Consider the following 21344-nt stretch of genomic DNA (forward strand, 5'->3'; position numbering starts at 1 on the left):
ACCTGCCCGCAAGGTCCGAATCGGGGCCATGATCTTAGAGGCTCGCCCCAAAGTGGCTGCCTAAAGCCGTGGAGCCGACCGCCCCAGCCCCCACCTTCCCCACCCCCACCCCACCTCATCCTCTCCCCGCCTCCTGCTCACCGCGGCGAGTGGTGGTCCACGGTCGGCAGGGCGCTCCGGTGTCGGCGCGCTGGAAGCTCCCGCGGGGCTCGGCTGGCGGTCGGTCCTGCCCGGGTGCGGAACCGGGGGTGGTCTTCCTACTGCCTTCGAGGCGTGCGACAGGGGGCCGGCCACTGCCTTGTGGGGGTCGGCCATCCCGGCTTGGGGCCGTGGCCACGGGTAGTGGGTTAGCCCGCTGTGTGCCGCCGCCGCGATCCGGCCTATTCGGTAACCCAAAGCTTCTGTGACCTGCTGTGCGGCTCTCCCCTGTGCCCTATGGCCCGGTGCTGGGTTTTTGGCCGCTTGTGGGTGGTGACGGGCGGACGCCGCCACGCAGCCGGTGGCGGAGACATGGAGGCAGCGGGGCGGCGGCCGCCCGGCGCCGCCCCGCTGATGTGTGGCCCTCGGTCCTTGGATTGATCCCCTTTGGGGGCTGCTCGGGTCTGTGGTCTTGATGGGGTGTTTGTGTCCGTGCGTGCGTTTGAGGTCCTACGGCTCTTGAGGTCTTCCCCCTACAAGGCCGGATCGCGGCGGCGGTGCGCGGTGGGCTCACCCGCGTCACCAGGTGCCGAAGCCCCGGCCAAGGGATGGTTGGCGCTCGCGGCTGGCCATGGACGGCCGCGAGCGCAGCGAGCCTTGATGAAGTAGGGAAAGTTCTACCGCGCGGTTCCCCTGAAGAGCCTGCTAGAGGGCTGACATCGCCCCCACCAGCACGTTTATGTTCGTCCCGAACTGGCATATGCGTCTCTGGATGGAAGCATTGTCCCACTTGGGACATCAGTGGAGTATCGAGTCATGTCCACTCGACGAAGTAGGCAGCGGCGCAAGCCCGAAGCGCCGCAATCTCGATCTGGGCGCAACACCCCTACCAGTGCACCCCCATTGGCGTCCGGTGCCACCCCTGAGGAACGGCGAGCGGAGGCAGTGCGACGGATCATCGGCCCCGGCGAGCGTCGCCGCCTGCTGACAAAGGAGCTCCGGCAGGTGGAGGCCGAACTGCGCCCCGCGGTAGTTGATGCAGTCAGCGTCGGTCTCCCCTACCGCCGCATCGAAGAGCTGACAGGCATCCCACGGGCCACGGTCGCGCGTTGGGCGAAGCCGGATGAGTCCGCGAGTAACTGAACAAGCAGCAAGCGGGCCGTGCCCGATTGGAGCGGACACGGCCCGACCGATTCGAAGGAGTCCTAGCCATGTCGAATCGACCTGCCTCAATTCTGACAGAAGACCATGCGCCGGCGAACGAGCGTCTTCGTAACGCAATGATCGCCGCTAACCTCACCGTGGAGGGACTGGCATCCCACTTGGGGATCGATCCGAAGAGTGTCGACCGGTGGATCGCGACTACCCGCACCCCGCATGCGCGCAACGCTCATGCTGCGGCAAAGGCGCTCCGCACCGATCCGTACTACTTGTGGCCGATGCTGGATGAGCGGCATCGTTCCAGTGTGAGCCCACGCGATGAGTTGCTGGCCTGCTACCCAAGCCGTGGCGCAGTCCCGTACGACCTATGGCGTGCGACGCTGCTAGGCGCCACAAGCGTGATTGATCTCGTGTCTGCCAACGTGGTCTTCCTCGCCGATGCCGTCTGGGATCTCCGCAAGGTGCTGACCGAGAAGGCGGAGACCGGTGTACGCGTCCGCTTGGCCGCCTCGGCTTCCGACTCGAAGCGACTGGCCACGGTAGCGGACGTCTTCCCATCGCTATTCGAGGTCCCGGGCATCAAGGTTGTGGCGCACCCAGAGTTGCGGGCCGACCTGGTCCGAGCCGATGACGACATGTTGGTCACGACTCCGGTTGATGGGCTCGCACCTGCTCTCTCCCCTCTGCTGCACCTGCGCCGGATCGGCCCCGCACCGCTCATGGCGGGCTACCTGACAGCCCTGGATCACATCTTTGCCACGGCCACCCCGTGGCCACAGGAGCCGTGAACCGGCGACGGCCCAGAGACGGCCCGAGTCACCACCCTGACGGGAGCCGTAGTCACTCAGTTAGACACTCACAGGACGTCAGAGGCCCGATCCCACAGGAGGACCGGGCCTCTGACGTGCGCCAACCGCTCACCGGGTCGTACCAATCCGTTTATCGGATTGGTAATTGGGGGCGGAGGGTCGGCCCTCGCTGGCCCCTGCTTGGCCAGTACGTCAGTTGTGGGGCGGTCCGGGTGAGTCCGCCAGTGTCCGCAGCGAGCCACCCCGTCTGGCTCCCCATCTGGCTCCCTGTGTAGGCAGCGTCAGTTGCCGAGGGGCGTTAGTGCACTCTGATGCCCGCCTCACCGCACATTCACCGAAGGGGTGCATTCGGCATCCCGGGTAACGACGGGGGGCTGCTGACTGTAGCGGCCTGTGCTGCCGGATCCCTGCGCGCCCCCACCCGTCGGCACTGCACCCGTGCGCTGACTGGACCGTAACGCTGAAGGCATGCTGTCGCTGGCGACCTGGATCATGGCACACTACTCCTGGCTAATTGGGGTGACACTGTCTGTAGCCGGGGGGCTGCTGTGAGGGTTTCCGAGTATTACCGTCTTGGTCGCAACCAGGGGTCGCTTGACTTTGTCGATGTGGACACTGTGAACGACCTGCGAGCTTATGTTGATCCAAGTGCTATCCGCTACCTTCAGGATGACTGGGGATTGGACTGCATGCGGATGCTCACAACTTTCTTCGACAGTGTCCTGGACTCAGTGAAGGCGGGTGACAAGCGAAGGACGTCAGCTCTCCTGTCACGATTGAGCGAGCCCAACGAAACTCATCTCGGCATTTCGCGAGGGAAGAGCGCTGGACGAGGGTTCGGTCGCCAAATGGGACAGGATTTCGCTGAAAAACTCGCGGAGAGCGAGGCTGCCAGGTCCGGCCTCATTGAAGATCTTGAGGATACGGCTTTTTTCATTGGTGGCGTAGATAAAGATATCGTCTCAGATATCACCACCAATATCATTCGCGGTCCACTGATTGCGTATACGCAGCAGATGGCCAGTATGCTGGGCATTCGCCTTGAAGACGGTGTTGACAGTGGGCCCGTATGGAACCCGGATGTGCTTGAATGGGAACACGACTTCACTTCGCTTCCGATGCCTGATGGAGAAAAGCTCCTACTCGTTCCGAAGGCCATTGTGCGGCGCGATATGCACATGTCGCGTGGGGAGTACTACCGTCATCATCTCGCTCCGGTTCTTCAGAGTGAGGTGGCCGGCGGCGCAGCGCAGGGACTCCTCGAAGCTGTTCGCGCAGGTAAGAGAAAGTCTAAGAACCCCTACCCCACGAAAAAAGAGATCGGTTATATGTTCGGGAGTACCAAGCCCGACATTACCCGCGAAACGCTTAAGCGTCCTGGTGTTTACGAAAACTATCGTGATGTGAAAAAGCAAATCAAGCCGGCACCGCTTGGGCACACCGAATTGGCTGAATTGGCCGAAAGTCAAGGCGTACTTCCAGATTTCGACGCCCTTCTCAACTCCGTGCTACAGGTCCCCACTGGGTTTGAGAGCGCGAACGTATACCACAAGAAAACCGAAGCGTTGCTTACTGCCTTGTTTTATCCATCCCTGATTATGCCGGAGATGGAAGAGGATCTGCATGACGGCCGTAAGCGCGTGGATATCTCCTACACGAATAACGCTAAGGAAGGATTCTTCACTTTCCTGATCAGCCACAAAATTCCGTCAAAATACGTATTCGTGGAATGTAAAAACTACGGCAACGACATCAAGAATCCAGAGCTAGATCAGATCTCATCTCGCTTCTCACCGCTTCGGGGAAAGTTCGGGATTCTCGCGTGTCGTCGTTTTCAAGATAAGGAGCTATTTCTCCGACGCTGTCGCGACACTGCTCAGGATCGACGGGGTTTCGTCATTCCGTTGGACGATGAAGACCTCAAGATGCTAGTCAATGACGCACTTCATGCACTCAACTGGAAGCCTTCCGACCCGGCCCCCGAAGAGCCTGAGATCCCTCCTAGGGTGTCTGAATTCCCGTTGCTGCACCGTCGGCTGAAGTACCTGCACAGCTAAGCAGTCGCCATGCACCCCAGTCGCCCCCTAAGTCTCTTGCGCAGTGTCCCCCCCACGTGCGGTTGCTGGCGTGCAAGTGGATCGTGCCGCGGTGGGAACGGTCTCGTTGCCACGAGGTTTGCCACCCCTTGGCTTCGCTTGGGTTGGTGGCAGACGGGATGGGAGCTCCTGTATCTAGTCCCTCTGCCAGGGCTGGTGAGCAGGGACTGTCGACCCGGCGACGGTTGCTGTGTCAGGAGAAGGGAAAACCGCTCCTTAGCCCTGCGCGAGTGACGACCGCTACGCTGGTACGCACCACTTCAGGATGGAGAGTGCTCTGCGGATGGGCCCGAAGACAGCGAAGGTCTACGAGACGATTCGTGCACGGCTCGCTTCTGGCGAGTACGCCCCCGGTGACAAGATGCCCTCGGAGCGGATGCTCTCGGAGGAACTTGGCATCGGCCGGACGGCACTTCGGCAGGTGCTGGCCCGACTTCTGGCCGAAGGTGCTCTGGAGGTTCGCGGCAGAAGTTCATACCGTGTACCCGGCGCTGTGAGCGTCGAGAGGCCTGAGGGGTTGGAACCGTGGCGCATCCACGGGGAGCGGGATCTCTACGACAACCGCTGGGTCAAACTACAGCTCTGGGACGTGGAGCCGCCCGGAGTGGAGCGCTTCGAGCATCACGTGGTGAAGCTTCACCGCGTGGCTATCACAGCAATTCTGGACGACCAAGACCGCGTACTGATGATGTGGCGGTACCGCTTCGTTCCTCGGCAATGGGGTTGGGAGCTACCCGGCGGCATCGTGGATGAGGGAGAGACCCCCTCAGAAACAGCGCTCCGAGAAGTCGTGGAGGAGACGGGTTGGCGGCCGAAGTCCGTAGAGCACGTCGTCACATTTCAGCCCATGGTCGGCATGGTCGACTCGCCTCATGAGATCTTCGTGGGTCATGGAGCCGAACAAGTCGGTGCGCCCACCGACTTGGAGGAAGCGGGGCACATCGAATGGGTTCCTCTTGCCGACATTCCAGGGCTGATGGCCCGTGGTGAGCTGATGGGCTCTGGCACCCTCGTAGCGCTCCTCCACATCCTGGCGAGCCGCGGCAAGCAGGGAGCTACATCCGCGCGCTGAGCTTGTCGACGCGGCGTCGCTGCCGCACTGAACCAGTGCGGCTTGCCAGTAAACGCGCCTGCCGAAGATGGGTGTTCGCGTCGTCGTACTCGGATCGCGTCAGATGCGCTTGCGCGAGGTCTGCGTGAAGTCCGGCTTTTGCCCGCACAAAGGATGGGTCCGCCACCTCAAGTGCGTCGTACAGGCTGGTGACGGCCTCTTCGTCGCCAAGTAGAGCGAGGACGTTGCCGCGCCACCGGGTGAGGTGGGCGCCGTCGAGGAAGATGCTCAGCATGTCCGGGTCGCGGTCCTCGGAGCCCGGCGGAATGCTCGTCGTGGCTGCATCGAGCGCGCGCCGGCAGTCGTTCGGCATGCCGGCATGCGCGCACAATTCCGCTTCAGCCGCGAGCAACCACGCACGTAGACGTGGGGAACCCGCCTGGCCAAGGGTGCGTTGCGCGTCGCGGACCAAGTCGACACCGAGCGCCGGCCGACCTGCCTCGCAGAGGACGTAGGCCTGCTCTGCCATTGCGTGTGCGAGGTACATCGGAGCCTCAGCATCCCGTGCCGCGCGCTTCGCAAGTTCGTAGTGTCGCCACGCCCGCTCGACCGCCCCCGAGTCGATTGCCTGCCATGCGGCAAGGGTCGATGCCCCCGCGAGAGCAAGAGCTACGGGCCGACGTGCACTCGGTAGCACCGCGAAGTTCAGGGCGTCTTCGAGTGCTCCAAGGTGCCCCGTCATCTGGTCTACGAGCCCGGACGCGCCCATCTGGCGATCCATAGTGCGCAGTAGCTCAGTCTGATCATTGAACGTTTTCACCATGGATTTGCCCACGCTGCTGGCCGAGTCGATCCTGTTCAGCAGGTCGTCGTACCCATCGGCCATCGGCGGACCGGCCACAGGCGAACTACCGCGCAACTCCCTGTCTGTGACTCCGAGAAGCTGGCGGAGCATCGCCGCATAGCGGTCCGAGATGGTGCGCTTGCCGTTCTCCCACTCGGACACGTACACCCGCAAACTCGCGGTCGAGGCCACGTCGGTGACGTGACGTCGGGCATATTGCTCGATCTCGCGAACCAGTCGCTCCTGAGACCAACTGCGCGCCTTCCGCGCGTCCCGAAGTCCTGTGCTCACGGCCACCGCCTGGCGATAGGTCCACTCACTGGCCCCCCCAGCATGCCTCACATCGACGCAGGTCAACAGGGGTTAACAAGACCGGAGTTAAGCCTTGTTGGCTACCGGCTTGCCTGCCCGGAGCGGTGTTCTAGAGGTACACCGCGGAGGGCAAACGCCGCTCGATTCGGCGAACGCCCCTTGACGCTGGTGCGCACCAGATGCTTACCTACTGGTGCGCACCAGATCAAGGGATCGTCTCTGATCCGTAGTGCACAGAGCAAAGGGCGGGGACGCTGCAATCCCGCTAAAGGCCAGGGGTACTGGGCTTTGGCCCTACTGGCGAGGTGGCCCGGTGACCGCGAGCAACGGCCGGAGAGTGGGGACGAGATCCCCCTTGCAGTGCGTATCCCCTGTTCAGCCGCTTGAAGGAGTGGCAGTGAGTCGACGAAAGCGATGGGCGCGGCCGTGATTGACCGTCGCGGCGGCGCCGTTCCACCTCGGGTCCGTGAGCGCGAACCAGCGCTGCGGACAACCGGTCATCTTCGACCGCTTCGCGGCGGCTAGCGCCGCGCCGGTTGCCTCCCCCGTCCGTCCGGGCGCCCTGCGGGGCGAGCCCGTACGGACGGGGCTGAGGGGAGCCGGAATCTCTTCGCTCCACAACGGCGCGCGGCCCCGGGTGGCTAGACCCGGGGCCGCTGTTTGGGCCGTTCGCATCCCATCTGACCTCAGAGGAGTACGACCCATGAAGTGCATCGTTGCTGGTCATACCGCCGTTACCGCGAAGGAGTTCGCGGAGTTGGCGTTGGGCTTTGCCGAGTGTGCGGCGGGTTTCGACCCGGAGCTGTTCACCGGGGTTGCCGAGGAGTCCGCGGAGGAGCGGGCGGCGCGGTTGACGGTGGCCCGTGACGTGATTGCGGAGCTGCGGGAGGTCGACCCGGTGGCCGCGGCCTACGCCCGCGCGCTGCTGAAGGCGAGCGACCTGCCCAGGCAGGCGCCGCGGTCCCGGCGGGCGCGTAAGGCGTCGGTGCGGCGGTCGGGCGTCTGTAGCGGGCAGTTCGGGGCGGTGGCCGCATGATTCGCATCGTCACCGCTGCCCGGCTGGAACAGCTCGACTTCGACGCCCGTGCGGCTCACGAGCGCGCCCGGCAGGCGAACGGTGCCGCGAACGCCGCATTCGCCCGGCACGCCCGGGAGCTGTACGCGGCCACCGACCGTGCGGAGTGCGCGGACGCCTCGGCAGCGGAGTTGGGCAAGCTCCTGGCCGGCGCACTCGCGGAGCTGGCCGTGGCGCAGGAGGAACTGCTCCTGAAGGACATCGAGATCCGTCGGCTGCGTGAAGAGCTGGAGGCCGACCCTGTGGAGGGGCAGGCGCTCACGGTGCTGCTCCACTACGGCGAGCCCCACATGATCTACCGCTCGCGCAAGGATGCTCACGCCGACACCTCGACTCACGGTGTGGCACCGGGCAGTTGGGAGCCGGCCGGTGAACGCCCCCCGGCCGCGTGCACGTGGCGCTGCGAGGCGTTCATCTACGACGCCGGCTCGAACGGGTTCCGCCGGGCGTTCCTGCCTGCGCCGGAACCGGTGGGGGGTGCGGCGTGAACAGTGTTCAGACCCGTTCAGCCGAGCGCGCGCTGTCGGGCGGCACCTGGTTGATCGTGTGCGGGGCGATGCTCTATTCCATCCTCACCGTCACGCCGTTGATGGCCGCGCACACGGCCGCGGAGTGGGATTGGACGGCTCCGATCCTGCCGTTGGTGGTGGATGCCGCGGTCGTCATCGTGGTCAAGCTCGATGACGTGCTGGCCCGGTTGGGCGGGCACGGCGGGCGGTGGCCGACGGTGCTGCGGTGGATGACCGGCCTGATGACGCTCGCCCTGAACACCGCCGACTCCGCACTGAAGAAAGACCTGGTCGGCGTGGCGGTCCACGCGGTCGCCCCGCTCCTGCTCATCGTGACCGCGGAAACGAGCCTGGCCTACCGGCGCGCTCTCGCCGCCGCTGCGGCGGCCCTGAACGCCGCGCAGCAAGCCGAGCGCGAGCAGGCCGAACAGGCGGCCCGGGAACGGGCCGAACGGGCCCGGCAGGACGCCCGGGAGGAGCGCGAGCACGCCGCGGCACTCGCGCGTGAACAGCGCGAGCACGAAGCGGCCTTGGTCCGCGAACGAGCTGAGCGCGAAGAATGTCGGCTACGCGAAGAGCGCGCGGCACGCGAGCGAGCAGAAGCGGCCGAGCGGGAGCTCCGTGAACGCCGTGAACGCGAGCGTGAACAACGTGAACACGATCTCCTCGCCCGTGAACAGGCGGCCCGAGAGCGGGCGGAAGCAGAACAGCGGGAGCGCGTGGAGGCCGCCGCGCGTGAACAGCGTGAACAAGCCGAGCGACGCGCCCGTGAACGCGAGACGCTGCTGGCTCGCGGTCCCGCCCCGGGCAAGCTGCCCGAGGATGAGGCCCGCCGGCTCGTGGCCGCGGCATTCGAGGCGGGGGTCAAGGTGCGCGAGGCCGCAGAGCTGTGCGGCTGGTCGGTGGGCTGGGTCTCGACCCGCTTCGCCGAACTCCGCGACCCCGCCGCCGCTGCTGGTGGTGCCGCGCTGGCCATAGCGGGCCGCTGATGAGCACCGCGTTTGGCAAGTGCTTCGACCCCACCGGCGCCCGCTATGGCATCCCCACCTACCCCTGGCAATACGCCCCCGCCGGCCTGGCCACGCGCCGGCAGCTGCGGGCACGCGGGCTGCGGCCCGGCGGGCAGCCGATCGCCGGGCAGGTGATGCTGCGCCACCGCGGCCGCAAAAGCGGCGCCAAGGTCGCCTTCCTCTACCGCGTGGACCGCGCGGCGCTGGTACGGCCGATGACCTCCCGCAAGTGGGGTGCGCTCGCGCTGGCCATGCTCGCCCGGCGCACCTGCCCGGTCTGCGGCGTGATCTACAGCTACTGCCTGCCCACCTCACTCGGCATGTGCGTCCTGTGCGCGGATGCCGACCGGCAGCGCACCGCCTGATCTCTTCGACCCTGGAGCTTCGCCGTGAACATCACGCAATTTCGGCGTCAATGCGCCCTTTGGCTGCTCGCGCTGGCCTCCTCGTTGGGCCTGGCGGTATGGGTCAGTATCCGGCTCGCCTCCTACGACGTGCCGCTCACGCTGATCACCGCATGCGGCCTGTGCGTGGCCGCATGCACGCTGAACCTGCTGGAACGCCTCGCGGAAGCTCGCTCCACCACCCACCGGTGTCCCGCGGCCGGATGCACCTTCAAGGTCACCGTCCGTGGTGTGGATGCGGCAGAGAACCGCCGGTGGCAGGAGATCGCCGCCACCCACCCCACCCACGACGCCTGACCTGCACAGCACCCCTATTCGATCCCTCACTGTGAGGAGCTTTTGCTGTGTCCAGTCGTACCCGTACCCGCCGCGCCGTGAAGGTGCCCGCCGGGGCCACCACCATCCGTATCCCGCGCCAGCGCGGCCGCCGCCGCTCCGGTCAGCCGTTCATCGTCGTCCTGCCCGAACAGCGCTCTCTGACGCGCGAGTTACTCGGTTCGCTGGCCGGCGTGGTGTGGGCGCACCGCCGCCCGCTCGCCCCGACCGCTATCGCCCTGGTCGCCCTGCCGGCCACCGCGCTCCTGCACGTGCTGGTGTGGTGGTCGGGCCTGGCCCTGGCCCCGCTGGCGGTGGGCCCGCTGGTGTGGCTGCTGATCACCCAGCGCCGCCGCCCCGCCACCGGCAGCGTGCTGGGCTGGCGCATCGGCCTGGTCCTGCTCGCCTCGCTGGCCGCGGGCTGGGCCGCGCTGGCCGCGGCCTTCGGCCCGCTGGCCGGCCCGCTGGAGCTGGTCTGGCTGTTCACCCTGATCGCCGCACAGACCGTGTGGTTCATCGTCCGCCGCACGCACTGACCTGAGGGGGCCCTACATGGCACGCAACCGAGTCCACAACTTCCGCACTCAGCAGGCCCAACAGCCCTACCGGCCGCGCGGTAACACCAACGGCAGCTCCGGCGACAAGTCCAACAAGTTCGCCAACGCCGGAGCGGCCGCAGGCGGCTTCGTCGGCGCGATGGGCGGCTCCTTCGTCCCGCCGATCAACGTCACCGTGAACAACAACAAGAACGCTGCCCGCTCCGGCGGGGCTCGCTCCGACTCTCTGTTGCCGGCCCCGGAGTTCACCTCCCCGGCGCAGGTGCGCAACTACTGCAACACCCTGCGGGCGGCCGCGGTGACGCTGTCCATCGAGGTATCCATGGGCGCTGAAATCCTCAAAGGCGTGCTCGCCGCGGTGCCGGACCCCGAGGGCCGGGCGTTTGGCTCCCGGCTGCGGGCGGCGAAGGTGGCACGGAAGATGAACAAGGCTGCCGACGATCTGAAGTCCGCGGCCAAGAACGCCGCTGCCTGCTACTCCGCGTTCCAGCAGGAGTACGAGGAAGAGATCAACCGCGTCCGTCACCGTGCCCGCAAGCCCGCGCAGCCGGTCATGAACTGGGCCCAGCAGTAAGGAGACAGGCCGATGATGCGGCGTAGCGACAACGATGAACAACAGCAGCTCATGCAGCTGCTCGAAGCTCAGCGAGGCAATGCCGACGGTGGCGGCATGGGTGCCTATCTGGTGCACCGGGCCAAGCCGCACGTTCCGCCGTGGCTGGGGGTGGGCGGCATCGGCCTGGCCGGCTTCCTGGGCCACCTGCGGTGGGCGGACAGCACCGCCGCCGGCGTCGGCCTGACCCTGTCCTCGGTGGCGCTGTCCGCTGGCGCCTACGCCATCGGGAAGACGACCAGTAAGCAGCGTCGGCTGCACTCGGCGCTGACTACGGGGATGGCTTCGGCGTGGCTGACGGCCGCGTGCCTGGCCGGCCCCGCCGCCGGGCCGCTGGATGACCTCTACCTGATGGGCGGCCCGGCGGCCGCCCTGTCGTGGAACATCCGCATGCTTATGCGGCACAACCCCGACGGGTCCGGGGACGGCTCGGATGCTGGTCTGCTGGAAAAGGTGGGGTTGGCCCGCACGAAGCTGGGGGCGGGCAAGGTGGAGGCGAACCGGGTCACCGTGCCCTACTCGCTGCCCGCCGGGGAGGCGACCAACGAGGACGTGGGCAAGGCGCTGCCCAAGCTCGCGGGCGCGTTGGACGTGCCGCCCAACGCGGTGCGCTACCGGCCCAGCCCCGACTCCGCGCGCCGCGGTGAACTGGTCGTCGTCCCCGAGGACATGCTCAAGCAGGTCACCTGGTATCCGGGGCCGTCCAAGCCGGGCGGCTCGATTGCTGAGCCGCTGGTCATCGGCCTGTACGACGATGGGTCGATGCTCCTGCTCACGCTGCCGCAGGCGATCCACCTGCTCATCATGGGCGTGACCGGCGCCGGCAAGACGGAGGGTGCCCTGGACATCCTGGCGGAAGTCCTCACCCGTCGGGACGTGGCGGTGTGGCTGTCCGACCACGTCAAGAAGGGCCAGGATCTCGGGGAGGTCTTCCCGGCCTGCGACTGGGTGGCCACCACCCCGCAAGACACCGAGATCATGATTGAGGCGGTCAAGGCCGCCATTCCCGCCCGTACCGCCTGGCTGGGGGCGCACGGCTACCGCTCGTGGTGCCCCGAGGCCGCTGAGGTGCAAAAGGACCCGGCGCACTCATGCCGCAAGGACAAGGCTGCGTGCGGCTGCGAGGGTATGGCCTACCTGCTGGCCTGGTTCGAGGAGGCCGCCAACACCCTGGCGCGGTTGGACGACGACGTGTTCACCACGATCGCGCAGGAGGCCCGCTCCGCGGGGATCTCGCTGATCATTTCCATGCAGCGGGCCAGCGGCTACCAGATCAGCACCGACACCCGCGCCTCCCTGCCGTCCTCGCTGTGCTTCGGCGTGGACGAGAAAGACGCCAGCTTCGCCCTGCCCAGTGAGGTGCTGGATGCGGGCGCGAACCCCGGGGCGTGGAAAAACCGCAGGCCCGGCTACTGCTATCTCGTGGCCGCGGCCATCGAGGAAGAGCTGTATGCCAATCCGGCCCGCACCTTCCGCAACGACCCCGTGACCCTGGAATGGATCAGCCGGGAGTTCGCCGACCACCGCATGCCCCTGGACGCGGTGACCACCAGCGCGGCCGCCAGCGTGGCCGGCCGCGCCTACACCGACCGCGCCCGCCCGGAAAACCCGCTCGACGTTCTGCAGGAGGACGACATGAACGAGGAGCAGGCTTCCGGAGTGGACCCCGAGGACGAGCACATCGACCCCGAAGCGGAGCTGCCTGACAATCAGCCGGGCGACGACCAGCCGCTGTTCGGGCAGGAGCCCGGGCGTAAGCCCGACCCCGAGGAAGCCCGCCGACTGTTCGCCGACGCGCTCGCACAGTTCGAGTCTGAGGGCCGCATGATCGTGGGCCCGAAGGACTTCACCGACTGGTGCGACGCCCACCACCTGTCCCGCTCCTGGGTGTCCCTGCGGCTGAAGGACGCTGCTCTGGACGGCCGTCTGGAGCCGACCAACACCACCGGCCGGTGGCGCATCGTTCCTGCCTTGGCAGCGGCGTAACACCTCGTAACGCGTTACGGCCGCCTAACACCCAAACCCCTAGGCAGACGCGGTGTTACGCACCCCTCACACCACGCCGTAACGCCTCGTAACGCTGCCTCAATCTGCCATCACACCCACCCTCGGGGCCCCGCGTCACACCCTGACGCAGGGCCCCGTGGTCCACCCTCAGGGAGGGCCCGTGAACCACCCCGAGCGGCCCACGGCCGTGGAAGTCCACCACCCCATTCCCCTTACGCCGAACGACCCGTACGCGGCGCCGCTGGTTCCCGTGCAGCCGCACTTCGAGCGTCAGCCGGTGGTGTGGGTGCCCGACGCCTACGGGCGAATGGTCCCCATGCCCAAACACCTGGCCCCGCCCCCGGTCGCGCCCACCGAACCGCGCGACCTGTCCCCCCTGCCGCTGCTCGACCCCACCGCGCAACGCTTCATCGGCGCCGGCATCGGCGGGGGCGCGCTATCTGCCGGCCTCGGCTACGCCACCGGCCAAGTCCTCACCGCCGCCGCTGGCTTCACTTCCGGCGCCGGCATGTGGCTGCTCATCCTGGTCGTCGTCGTCCTGCGCGCCCCGGCCCGCGCCGCGTCCGGCGGGAGCACGGTCAACATCCGTAAGGCCGTGATTAAACGCAACCGCATCTACGGCTGACCGGCGGGGCTGACCGATGGCATACCGCGGAAAGATGCCCACCGCCTTCCTGGCCAGTGGGCAGATCCAGCCGACGGAATACCGGCGCTGGGCCGACGCCCGCCGACGCTTCGCCCACCGTGAGAAGGACCGCAAAAAGGTCGAAAAGCTGAAGGAATCCATCCCCCTGCACGGCCTCACAGAGCCGATCTTGCTCGGGGTCAGCGACCGCTACCCGGACGTGTACGTCGGGGACGGACACCACCGGGCCGTGGCCCTGATGGACCTGCGCATCTGCTCTTTCCCGTTCCGCTGGTACTGGATCAGGGACTTCGGCGTCCACATCGAACACGAGCCCTTCCCCTTCCACCTCCTGCACGACCCAGTGAAGGAGTAGCGCCATGACCTGCCGCTACTGCACCGGACACCACCCCACCCGCATCGACGCCTACCCCGCCGGTAACCCCCGCGCCTCTCTCGTGGCCGCCCACCGCGCCACCAAGGCCCGCACGGAAGCTCCCGGCTCGGTGCACGTCCACTACGACCTGATCACCGACACCTTCGCCGTCATCCGCACCGACCCCCGGGAGACCCGCACGTGAGCGCTTCAGTGATCGCCGACGGAACGCACAGCCCCGCCGACGAACTGCGGGCAGCAGCCCAGAAGCTGCGCGCCCTCGCCCTCGCCGCCAGCACCGCCACCGACGGGGCCCCTACCGCGAATTGGAACGTCAAGTACGAGGAGTTCCACCCTGGGCGCGGCCTCCTCTGCGGTGACTACATCATCAACGGGCGTGGTGAGCGCGTCGGCTGGCCGCTCCTGCACCGAGGTGGCAGCCAGTTCCGGACGACCTGCATGGCGCCGCAGCACGCCGAGTACGCAGCCGCCATGGGGCCCTCCGTCGGCCTGGCCCTCGCTGGCTGGCTCACCGAGGCCAGCACGACACCGTCCTGCATGTCTGACGGCGCCCTGGCCCTGGCCCGCGCTATCAACCATCCCGCCACCTGAACGATCAGGAAGGACACCGAACATGTCGTTCGGAGAGACCCCGATCACCGTCATCGGCAACCTGACCGCGGACCCGGAACTGAAGTTCACCGACAATGGCGCCGCCCTCGCGAAGTTCACGATCGCGGCCACCCCGCGCACCTTCGACAAGGCCACCAACCAGTGGAAAGACGGCACCACCACGTTCTTCCGCTGCGCCGCCTGGCGCACCCTGGCCGAACACATCGCGGACTCCCTGACCAAGGGCTCCCACGTGGTCGCCTTCGGCCGCATCCGCCAGCACAACTGGCAGACCCCCGAGGGCGAAAACCGCTCCATGCTCGCCCTCGAAGTCGACGAGATCGGCGCCAGCCTGCGCTTCACCAACGTCGCCATCCAAGCCAAGAACACCGCCCCCGCCGACGGTGCGGACGACGCGTGGAGCACCGACAAGCCCCCGTTCTAGCTACGCCAAGGACGGCCCCCTACGTCTCGCCAAAGCCGCGGGGCCGCCCTTGCCTACCTGCCTTCGCACAAGGCGGGAGCAGGGAAATACCAGCCTAGGCCGTTGCTGCCGGCGCGGGCAGACCCACAAAGCTCCCATCCGGCGTCCGGGTCACGAGCGCGATATCCAGCGATTCGAGCAGTGCCCGGACGTCCGCGGTGGGCTCATCCGGCAGCAACACGGCCAGCCGTAGGCCGGCCGGCACCTCCAGGTGGCGCTTGTAGTCGAGCAGCTGCCCGATCGCGGTGCGGACGTTGTTGCGTGTGGCCAAGCCCTTGGCCTCGTACAGGACGTTGTCCGTGGCGTCGTACAGGTCCGGCGTGAACGTGCTCGGTTCGCCCGGCACGGTGATCTGGAAGCTCTTGCACACATGTCCCTGGGCTTCCAAGAAGGCCTCGAAGGCGGTGCACAGCAGGCCTTCGCGGCGGTGCACCGTGCGGGGTCCACCGGGAATGTTCGCGGTGGTCTGCGGCGTGGTGTGCTGCTCGGTCTCCTTGTCCTTCGCACCGGGCTGCGCGGGGACCTTGGGCATCTTGGGCAGCTCGATCTGGGAGAACTTCTGTGCAGGCGCCTGCACGTCGCTCTCGATCACGTTCAGCACGTCCTCGGTGGCCGGCCGCAGCCGAAAGACGAAGACCCGACGCATCTGCTTCTCACTGTCGGGCGCCTGCCGCTCCACGTACGGCTCGGTCTCATCGAGCTTGACCTGGCCGACGTAGCGCTGCAGCACCAACTTCTTGCCCTTGACGCGGCCGTTGGAGACGAACAGGTGGACGCTGCGCCCGTTGGTGAGGGTGTCCATCAGGTACTTGTTGCCCCGCACCATCTCCTGATGCCCGGTGTGGCCGGCACCGGTGTAGAGGAACAGCGGGCCCACCTCATCGTCTTCGGCCCAACCGTCAAAGGTGTAGCCGTGCTTCGCGCCGGCCGCCGGGTCGGAGAAGACGAACACGGCATTCGACTTCGGCGCCGGCACCATGCCGCCGCTGTAGATCGATCCGCCGTAGGTCGCGGCGATCTCTTCGCGCGTCGTGATCTGGCCCGGCACAAGGTCAACAGAGGTCATGCGGCGAATCTAGCCGCTGCCACTGACACCCCGAACGCCAAGAGCGGCCCCCGCATCTCGCCAAAGAACCGGGGCCGCCCTTGCCAACCAGTCCGCAACAGACCTGTTGGAGGCATCCAGCATGACCGAACCCGCTGCCATTCCGCGAGGGGGCGCCTGCGGCTCGATGAAGCCGCCGTTCCCGTACTACGGCGCCAAGGCCCGCCTTGCCCCGTGGATCGCCGGCCTGATGCCCCGTGAACACCGCGTCTACGTGGAGCCGTTCGCCGGTTCCGCCGCGGTGCTCTTCGCCCGGACCCGCCCCGCCGCTCACGAGGTCCTCAACGATCTGGACGGCAACGTCACCACGTTCTTCCGCGTGCTGCGCGACCGTGAACAAGACCTCGTGCGCGCCCTGGCCCTCACCCCCTATAGCCGCCAGGAGTACCGCGCGGCCGCGCTGAGCGCCGTGAACCTCGATGACGTGGAGCGCGCACGCCGGTTCTTCGTCAGGACCTCGCAGAGCTTCAACGCGGCTGGCGCCGCCAACGGCAAGCGCGCCTCGTGGTCCAACGGCATGCGCCGCGGTTCTTCGCAAGCGGTCACCGTGGCCGACCTGGTGGAGCGGCTCTACGCCGCGGCGGAACGTCTACGCCGCGTGGTCATCGAAAACCGGCCCGCGCACGGGGTCATCTGCGCCTACGACGCACCGGACGCCGTGTTCTACTGCGACCCGCCCTACCTCGACTCCACCCGCACTGGGCTCGCGCGCAGCTGCGGTGGTGACTACGCGCACGACACCAACACCGAAGCCGACCATCGCGCGCTCGCCGAGGTCCTGACCAAGGTCAAGGCGACGGTGCTGCTGTCCGGGTACGACAGCCCGCTGTATGGCGAGCTGTATGAGGGCTGGTGGCGGGCCGCCATCACCGTGCAGCGGCCCACCAGCAACCGTAAGGGCCATACCGGGCCCTCTGCGGTCGAAGTCGTCTGGTCCAATCGGCCGCTCTCCCACCAGCCGGACCTTTTTGGGGAGGCGGCATGACCTGCAACCTTGCCCTGTACGCGTGGGCCCTGGAAGCCGTCCGCCGCGGCTGGTACGTCCTGCCACTGCGGCCGGGCGGCAAACGCCCTGCCCTGCACGGGGAAGCCGCCTGCCCTGGCACTGGCGAGTGCGCGCCCGGGCACCGCAAGTGGGAACAGCGCGCCACCACCGACCCCGACCGCATCCGTACCGCATGGGCCGCGGGTGCGTTCAACGTCGGGATCGCCACCGGCCCCTCCCGCCTGGTCGTCATCGACCTGGACCTGCCCAAGCAGGAGAAGGACAAGGGCTGTTCGGACGCGCCTAGCGGCGCGACGACCTTTACGGCGCTCTGCGAGCGCGCCGGCCAGCCGATGCCCACCACCTACACGGTGCGGACCGCCAGCGGCGGCCTGCACCTGTACTTCACCGCCCCCGACCACGGTCGGCTGACCAACACCGCCCGCACCCTGGCCCCGCTGGTCGACACCCGGGCGTGGGGCGGCTACGTCGTCGCCGCAGGCAGCACCGTCGGCGGCCGCACCTACGAGGTCACCGATCCGGCCCCGGTCGCGGAGCTGCCCGACTGGCTGCACCGGGCCCTCACCCCCGCGCCGCGGCCCGGACCGGCGCCGGCCATCGCGGCGGCCCGCAACGCCACCCGCTGCGCGCAGGTCGCCCTGGAACGCGAGCAGGCCGCCATCGCGACGGCCTGCGAGGGGGAGCGGGAACACCGGCTGTTCACCGCCGCCCGCTCGATGGGGCGCTTCGTGGCATGGGGCGACATCCCCCGCCACGTGGTGGAGGAGGCTTTTCAGGCAGCGGGGGAGGCGGCCGGCCTCAAAGCGTACGAGTGCCGCTCGACGCTGCGCAGCGCGCTGAACTGGTCGATTCGCACCGCGCGCCCGCGGGAGACGGCATGACCCCCGCCGCCCCCGCCACTGAAAAGCCCCTCCCCACCACCGCACCACGCTGTGCGCGCCCGTATCCGGCTGACCCCGACCGCAGGCGTGGCACGAAGAGCGATGCCGCAGGCGTCCTTTCAGCTCTTCCCCCCACGCCGCCGGCGCCCGCCACCTGCGGGGATAGCCGGTATCCCGTGGCGTGGCTGCTCATCACCGCACCCCGCGGCGTCACCCCCACCGCCACCTCCGTGTGCTGGTGCGGCCGTGACCGGTCCGCGGTCGGCCGCCACAAGGTGCTCGCCCTGATCACCGACCACGCCTACCACCGCACCGTCTGCCCGCTCCGTGCTCCCCAGGAAGGGAGGAACGCCGCATGACCAGCCCCAACCCGCCCGCGCCGTCCATCGACGGGGCGGCGCTGCTCGATGAGGTCGAAGCGTTCCACCGCCGCTTCAACATCTTTCCCACCGAACACGCCTACGTCGCCGTCACGCTGTGGGACGCGCACGCCCACCTCATGGACGCGCTCGATGGCACCGCCCGCCTGGCTTTCTTGAGCCCTGAACCGGGGTCGGGGAAGTCCCGGGCGCTGGAGATCGTGGAAACCCTCACCCCGCGCGCGGCGACCACTGTCAACGCCTCCGCGAACGCGTTGTTCCGGCTGGTTGCGGCCGACGGGGGCACCCCCACGATCCTCTTCGACGAGATCGACACCGTGTTCGGCCCCAAGGCCGGTGGGAATGAAGAGGTCCGCGGGTTCCTCAACTCCGGCTACCGGCGCGGCGCCAAATCGCTGCGCTGCGTCGGGGACGGCTCGAACCAGACCACGGAATGGTTCTCCTCGTTCTGCGCGGTCGCCATGGCCGGACTCGGCTCGCTGCCGGACACGATCCTGACCCGCTCAGTCATCATCCGCATGCGCAAAAAGGCCCCCAACGAGATGTGCGAGCCCTACCGGCGCCGCACCCACGAGAAGCAGGGCCACGCCCTGCGCGACCGGCTCGCCGAATGGACCGCCACCCTGCACGAGCAGATCGCCGAGGCGTGGCCTGAGATGCCCGAAGGCGTCTCGGACCGGCCGGCCGACGTGTGGGAGCCGCTGCTTGCGGTCGCGGATGCGGCCGGCGGGCACTGGCCCGAGCGGGCCCGCGCTGCCTGCGTCGCGCTCATCAAGGCCGCCACGGAAGGCAACGAAGCCTCTCTCGGGGTGCGGCTGCTGACCGACCTGCGCGACCAGGTGTTCGGCGGTGCCGACCGGATGCCCACCGCCGCCATTCTCGAAGTCCTCCACGGACTCGACGACGCCCCGTGGGCGGACATGAGCGACGACGGGCACACCAGCAAGCCACTCACTGCCCGTGCCCTATCCAAGCTCCTGAGCCAGTACGTGCGCCCCGACAACACCCCGATCCGGCCCCGCGGTATCCGGGTGGGCAGCGGCACCCCCAAGGGCTACTACGCGGAAGACCTGAGCGATGCGTGGGCGCGCTATTGCCCCCCTGCCCCCGGAGAATCCGCAACAGCCGAAACATCCGCAACACCGCAGGTCAACGGGGGTGAATCTGTGGCGGAAGGCCTCTTCGAGAGCCGCCACATGTCCGCGGAAAGCGACACACGCCCCCTCCGCAGCGTCGGCTGACCAACCGCAACCTGCCCGGTGCCACCGCGTTCGCGCGTGGCGGCACCTATCCGCAACACAACCGGCATCCGCCACAGATACAAGCCGCTGACCTGCAATGTTGCGGCGTGGCGGATGTTGCGGATCCCAGAGAAGGACCAGACGACACCGACCGCCTGCTTGGCAAGGAGGCACGTTGCGATGGGCACCAATGGCGCACCTGTTACGAGGCTCCTCTACACCCCGGAAGAGGCAGCCGAAGCTCTCGCGATAGGGCGCTCACTGATCTATGAGGAGATCCGACTGGGACGGCTTCAGACGGTCCGTATCGGCCGTCGGCGGCTCGTGCCCCCCGATTACGTCACTGCCTACATCGACCTCCTGAAGCGAGAGTCAGAGGCAGCTGCATAACTAACCAGGAAGGGCCACGCCAGGGCGTGGCCCTTCCTTCGTTTCTGAGAGGTATCAGGAATGACGGACGCGGACCGGAGGCGTAGAGCCGGCAACGGCGAGGACTCAATCTACTGGGACAAGGCGAAGGGGCGCTACATCGGTGCCATTTCGCTGGGATACACCCCATCCGGCACTCGTCGGCGCCCGAAAGTGTCGGGTAAGACCAAGACAGAAGTGCGCCGCAAGCTGCGCGAGCTACGTAAAGAGCTGGTCAACGGCGCGAAGGCTCCCGCCAACTACACCGTCACGCAGGCTGTCAACGACTGGCTCTCGCAGGGACTCAAAGGAAAGGAAGAGGGGAGTATCGGCACGTACCGGAGCCTGGCTAATAACCACGTCATCCCTTATCTGGGGAAAGCCAGGCTGCGGGACCTCGAAGCCGATGATGTTGACGAGTGGCTGGAGGACCGTGCGGAAGTGCTCGCGACTCAAACTCTTCGGATGGTGCGCTCGCTCCTCCGTCGGGCCATTACGCACGCGCAGAAACGTGGCAAGGCAGTAAGAAACGTGGCTCAGCTTGTCGAACTGCCGCAGGGGCAACCGGGACGACCGAGCAAGTCCCTCTCCCTTGAGCAGGGCGAGGCTGCGCTGCGTGCGATGGTTGGTACCTGGATTCACACATACGTAGTGCTGTCTCTCCTGGTGGGAGTACGTCCGGAAGAGGCGCGACCCCTCGCTTGGACACATGTCCAGCTGTCCGAGTCCACCAAGGGCAAGCCGCACGTAGACGTGTGGCGTTCCGTGCGCCGACATGGCGACACAAAGACACACAAGAGCCGCCGATCGCTGGCCATGCCGCGGCAGGTAGCTCTCGTGATGAAAGCGCACAAGGCCAGAGAGAAGGCCGCGTGCCGCGCTGCAGGGGAGGAGTGGACGGACGATCGGCTCGTCTTCCCGACAGCGACCGGGAAGCAACGGGACGCCGCGAGCGTGCGCAAGAGCTTGCGCGCGCTACTGAGGGAAGCCGGCTTCGAGAACCCAGGGGAGTGGACCACGCGTGAGCTACGGACGAGCTTCGTGTCCCTCCTGTCGGACCACGGGATCCCAATCGAAGTGATCGCACGGGTGATCGGCCACGCGGGAGGCAGCGTGACGACGGAGCGGGTCTATCGCAAGCAACTACGTCCCGTCATCGCTGACGGGGCGGAGGCCATGGACGAGATCTTCGGGGGTGACACGACAGAGGCGGACGTGCAGGACTATGAGCGCGAGTGATCCGAGTGCCGTGGCTCCCTAATTGGCTCCCCTCGCGCGAGGGGAGCCCCCCGAAAGTTCAGGCTGACGTGCACGAACCGCTCACC

The 21344-nt window shown here is 67.3% G+C and carries 24 protein-coding genes; 22 read left to right on the plus strand and 2 right to left on the minus strand.

Features of this window, described 5'->3' with window-relative positions:
• The first annotated feature begins 1349 nt into the window (after positions 1 to 1349).
• From AB0H82_RS09095 to AB0H82_RS09105, 3 genes are all read left to right on the plus strand, one after another.
• Positions 1350 to 2087 (plus strand): hypothetical protein, encoded by a 738-nt coding sequence (locus tag AB0H82_RS09095; protein ID WP_362990445.1) that lies wholly within the window; start codon positions 1350 to 1352, stop codon positions 2085 to 2087.
• 869 nt (positions 2088 to 2956) lie between these two features.
• Positions 2957 to 4165, plus strand: a complete 1209-nt coding sequence (locus tag AB0H82_RS09100) for a hypothetical protein (protein ID WP_362990447.1) — start codon at positions 2957 to 2959, stop codon at positions 4163 to 4165.
• Positions 4166 to 4487: 322 nt separating this feature from the next.
• Positions 4488 to 5276 carry an NUDIX domain-containing protein gene (locus AB0H82_RS09105; RefSeq protein WP_362990781.1) on the plus strand — a complete coding sequence of 263 codons (789 nt, stop codon included), beginning with the start codon at positions 4488 to 4490 and terminating at the stop codon, positions 5274 to 5276.
• Here AB0H82_RS09105 and AB0H82_RS09110 read toward each other — a convergent pair.
• Positions 5260 to 6390, minus strand: a complete 1131-nt coding sequence (locus AB0H82_RS09110; protein ID WP_362990448.1) for a helix-turn-helix transcriptional regulator — start codon at positions 6388 to 6390, stop codon at positions 5260 to 5262. The two genes, AB0H82_RS09105 and AB0H82_RS09110, sit on opposite strands and share 17 nt — an antisense overlap.
• A gap of 724 nt (positions 6391 to 7114) precedes the next feature.
• Between AB0H82_RS09110 and AB0H82_RS09115 the strand changes: the two genes are divergently transcribed.
• The 13 genes from AB0H82_RS09115 to ssb all read left to right on the plus strand — a co-directional run bounded on the left by AB0H82_RS09115 (position 7115) and on the right by ssb (position 14959).
• Positions 7115 to 7447, plus strand: coding sequence for a hypothetical protein (locus tag AB0H82_RS09115; RefSeq protein WP_362990450.1), 333 nt, complete (start codon positions 7115 to 7117; stop codon positions 7445 to 7447).
• The gene (locus tag AB0H82_RS09120) at positions 7444 to 7974 is read left to right on the plus strand and encodes a hypothetical protein (RefSeq protein WP_362990452.1); all 531 of its coding nucleotides are present in this window, start codon (positions 7444 to 7446) and stop codon (positions 7972 to 7974) included. Before AB0H82_RS09115 ends, AB0H82_RS09120 begins: the two co-directional genes overlap by 4 nt.
• Positions 7971 to 8984 carry a DUF2637 domain-containing protein gene (locus AB0H82_RS09125; protein ID WP_362990454.1) on the plus strand — a complete coding sequence of 338 codons (1014 nt, stop codon included), beginning with the start codon at positions 7971 to 7973 and terminating at the stop codon, positions 8982 to 8984. Before AB0H82_RS09120 ends, AB0H82_RS09125 begins: the two co-directional genes overlap by 4 nt.
• A complete protein-coding gene (locus AB0H82_RS09130; RefSeq protein WP_362990455.1) occupies positions 8984 to 9370 on the plus strand; it encodes an RRQRL motif-containing zinc-binding protein in 387 nt (128 codons plus the stop codon). Before AB0H82_RS09125 ends, AB0H82_RS09130 begins: the two co-directional genes overlap by 1 nt.
• Positions 9371 to 9394: 24 nt before the next feature.
• The gene (locus AB0H82_RS09135; RefSeq protein WP_362990456.1) at positions 9395 to 9706 is read left to right on the plus strand and encodes a hypothetical protein; all 312 of its coding nucleotides are present in this window, start codon (positions 9395 to 9397) and stop codon (positions 9704 to 9706) included.
• Positions 9707 to 9753: 47 nt separating this feature from the next.
• Positions 9754 to 10260: a hypothetical protein gene (locus tag AB0H82_RS09140; RefSeq protein ID WP_362990457.1), complete on the plus strand. Its 507-nt coding sequence runs from the start codon at positions 9754 to 9756 to the stop codon at positions 10258 to 10260.
• 16 nt (positions 10261 to 10276) lie between these two features.
• Complete coding sequence (gene traA / locus AB0H82_RS09145; protein WP_362990458.1) at positions 10277 to 10855, plus strand: plasmid transfer protein TraA; 579 nt, start codon at positions 10277 to 10279, stop codon at positions 10853 to 10855.
• A 51-nt stretch (positions 10856 to 10906) separates the two neighbouring features.
• Positions 10907 to 12880 (plus strand): plasmid transfer protein TraB, encoded by a 1974-nt coding sequence (traB, locus tag AB0H82_RS09150; RefSeq protein ID WP_362990783.1) that lies wholly within the window; start codon positions 10907 to 10909, stop codon positions 12878 to 12880.
• 181 nt (positions 12881 to 13061) lie between these two features.
• Positions 13062 to 13526 (plus strand): hypothetical protein, encoded by a 465-nt coding sequence (locus AB0H82_RS09155; protein ID WP_362990459.1) that lies wholly within the window; start codon positions 13062 to 13064, stop codon positions 13524 to 13526.
• A 34-nt stretch (positions 13527 to 13560) separates the two neighbouring features.
• Positions 13561 to 13902 (plus strand): ParB N-terminal domain-containing protein, encoded by a 342-nt coding sequence (locus tag AB0H82_RS09160; RefSeq protein ID WP_362990460.1) that lies wholly within the window; start codon positions 13561 to 13563, stop codon positions 13900 to 13902.
• A gap of 4 nt (positions 13903 to 13906) precedes the next feature.
• Complete coding sequence (locus AB0H82_RS09165) at positions 13907 to 14107, plus strand: hypothetical protein (RefSeq protein ID WP_362990461.1); 201 nt, start codon at positions 13907 to 13909, stop codon at positions 14105 to 14107.
• Complete coding sequence (locus AB0H82_RS09170) at positions 14104 to 14514, plus strand: hypothetical protein (protein ID WP_362990462.1); 411 nt, start codon at positions 14104 to 14106, stop codon at positions 14512 to 14514. Before AB0H82_RS09165 ends, AB0H82_RS09170 begins: the two co-directional genes overlap by 4 nt.
• 22 nt (positions 14515 to 14536) lie before the next feature.
• Positions 14537 to 14959 carry a single-stranded DNA-binding protein gene (gene ssb, locus AB0H82_RS09175; RefSeq protein ID WP_362990463.1) on the plus strand — a complete coding sequence of 141 codons (423 nt, stop codon included), beginning with the start codon at positions 14537 to 14539 and terminating at the stop codon, positions 14957 to 14959.
• Between the two features lie 94 nt (positions 14960 to 15053).
• Here ssb and AB0H82_RS09180 read toward each other — a convergent pair whose 3' ends face one another.
• A complete protein-coding gene (locus tag AB0H82_RS09180; protein WP_362990464.1) occupies positions 15054 to 16064 on the minus strand; it encodes a hypothetical protein in 1011 nt (336 codons plus the stop codon).
• 121 nt (positions 16065 to 16185) lie between these two features.
• On the opposite strand from AB0H82_RS09180, the gene AB0H82_RS09185 reads away from it, so the two are divergent.
• The 6 genes from AB0H82_RS09185 (at position 16186) to AB0H82_RS09210 (ending at position 21258) form a co-directional block, all read left to right on the plus strand.
• The gene (locus AB0H82_RS09185; RefSeq protein WP_362990465.1) at positions 16186 to 17088 is read left to right on the plus strand and encodes a DNA adenine methylase; all 903 of its coding nucleotides are present in this window, start codon (positions 16186 to 16188) and stop codon (positions 17086 to 17088) included.
• Complete coding sequence (locus tag AB0H82_RS09190) at positions 17085 to 17990, plus strand: bifunctional DNA primase/polymerase (RefSeq protein WP_362990466.1); 906 nt, start codon at positions 17085 to 17087, stop codon at positions 17988 to 17990. Before AB0H82_RS09185 ends, AB0H82_RS09190 begins: the two co-directional genes overlap by 4 nt.
• A 176-nt stretch (positions 17991 to 18166) precedes the next feature.
• Entirely contained in the window at positions 18167 to 18349 is a 183-nt protein-coding gene (locus tag AB0H82_RS09195) for a hypothetical protein (protein WP_362990467.1), read from the plus strand.
• Positions 18346 to 19611 carry a DUF3631 domain-containing protein gene (locus AB0H82_RS09200; RefSeq protein ID WP_362990468.1) on the plus strand — a complete coding sequence of 422 codons (1266 nt, stop codon included), beginning with the start codon at positions 18346 to 18348 and terminating at the stop codon, positions 19609 to 19611. The genes AB0H82_RS09195 and AB0H82_RS09200 overlap by 4 nt, the downstream gene beginning before the upstream one ends.
• A gap of 180 nt (positions 19612 to 19791) precedes the next feature.
• Positions 19792 to 20001: a helix-turn-helix domain-containing protein gene (locus AB0H82_RS09205; protein ID WP_362990469.1), complete on the plus strand. Its 210-nt coding sequence runs from the start codon at positions 19792 to 19794 to the stop codon at positions 19999 to 20001.
• 60 nt (positions 20002 to 20061) lie between these two features.
• Positions 20062 to 21258: a tyrosine-type recombinase/integrase gene (locus AB0H82_RS09210; protein ID WP_362990470.1), complete on the plus strand. Its 1197-nt coding sequence runs from the start codon at positions 20062 to 20064 to the stop codon at positions 21256 to 21258.
• Positions 21259 to 21344 lie beyond the last annotated feature (86 nt).

Origin of the sequence: Streptomyces sp. NPDC050732, from assembly GCF_040654255.1 — a bacterium.
GTDB lineage: Bacteria > Actinomycetota > Actinomycetes > Streptomycetales > Streptomycetaceae > Streptomyces.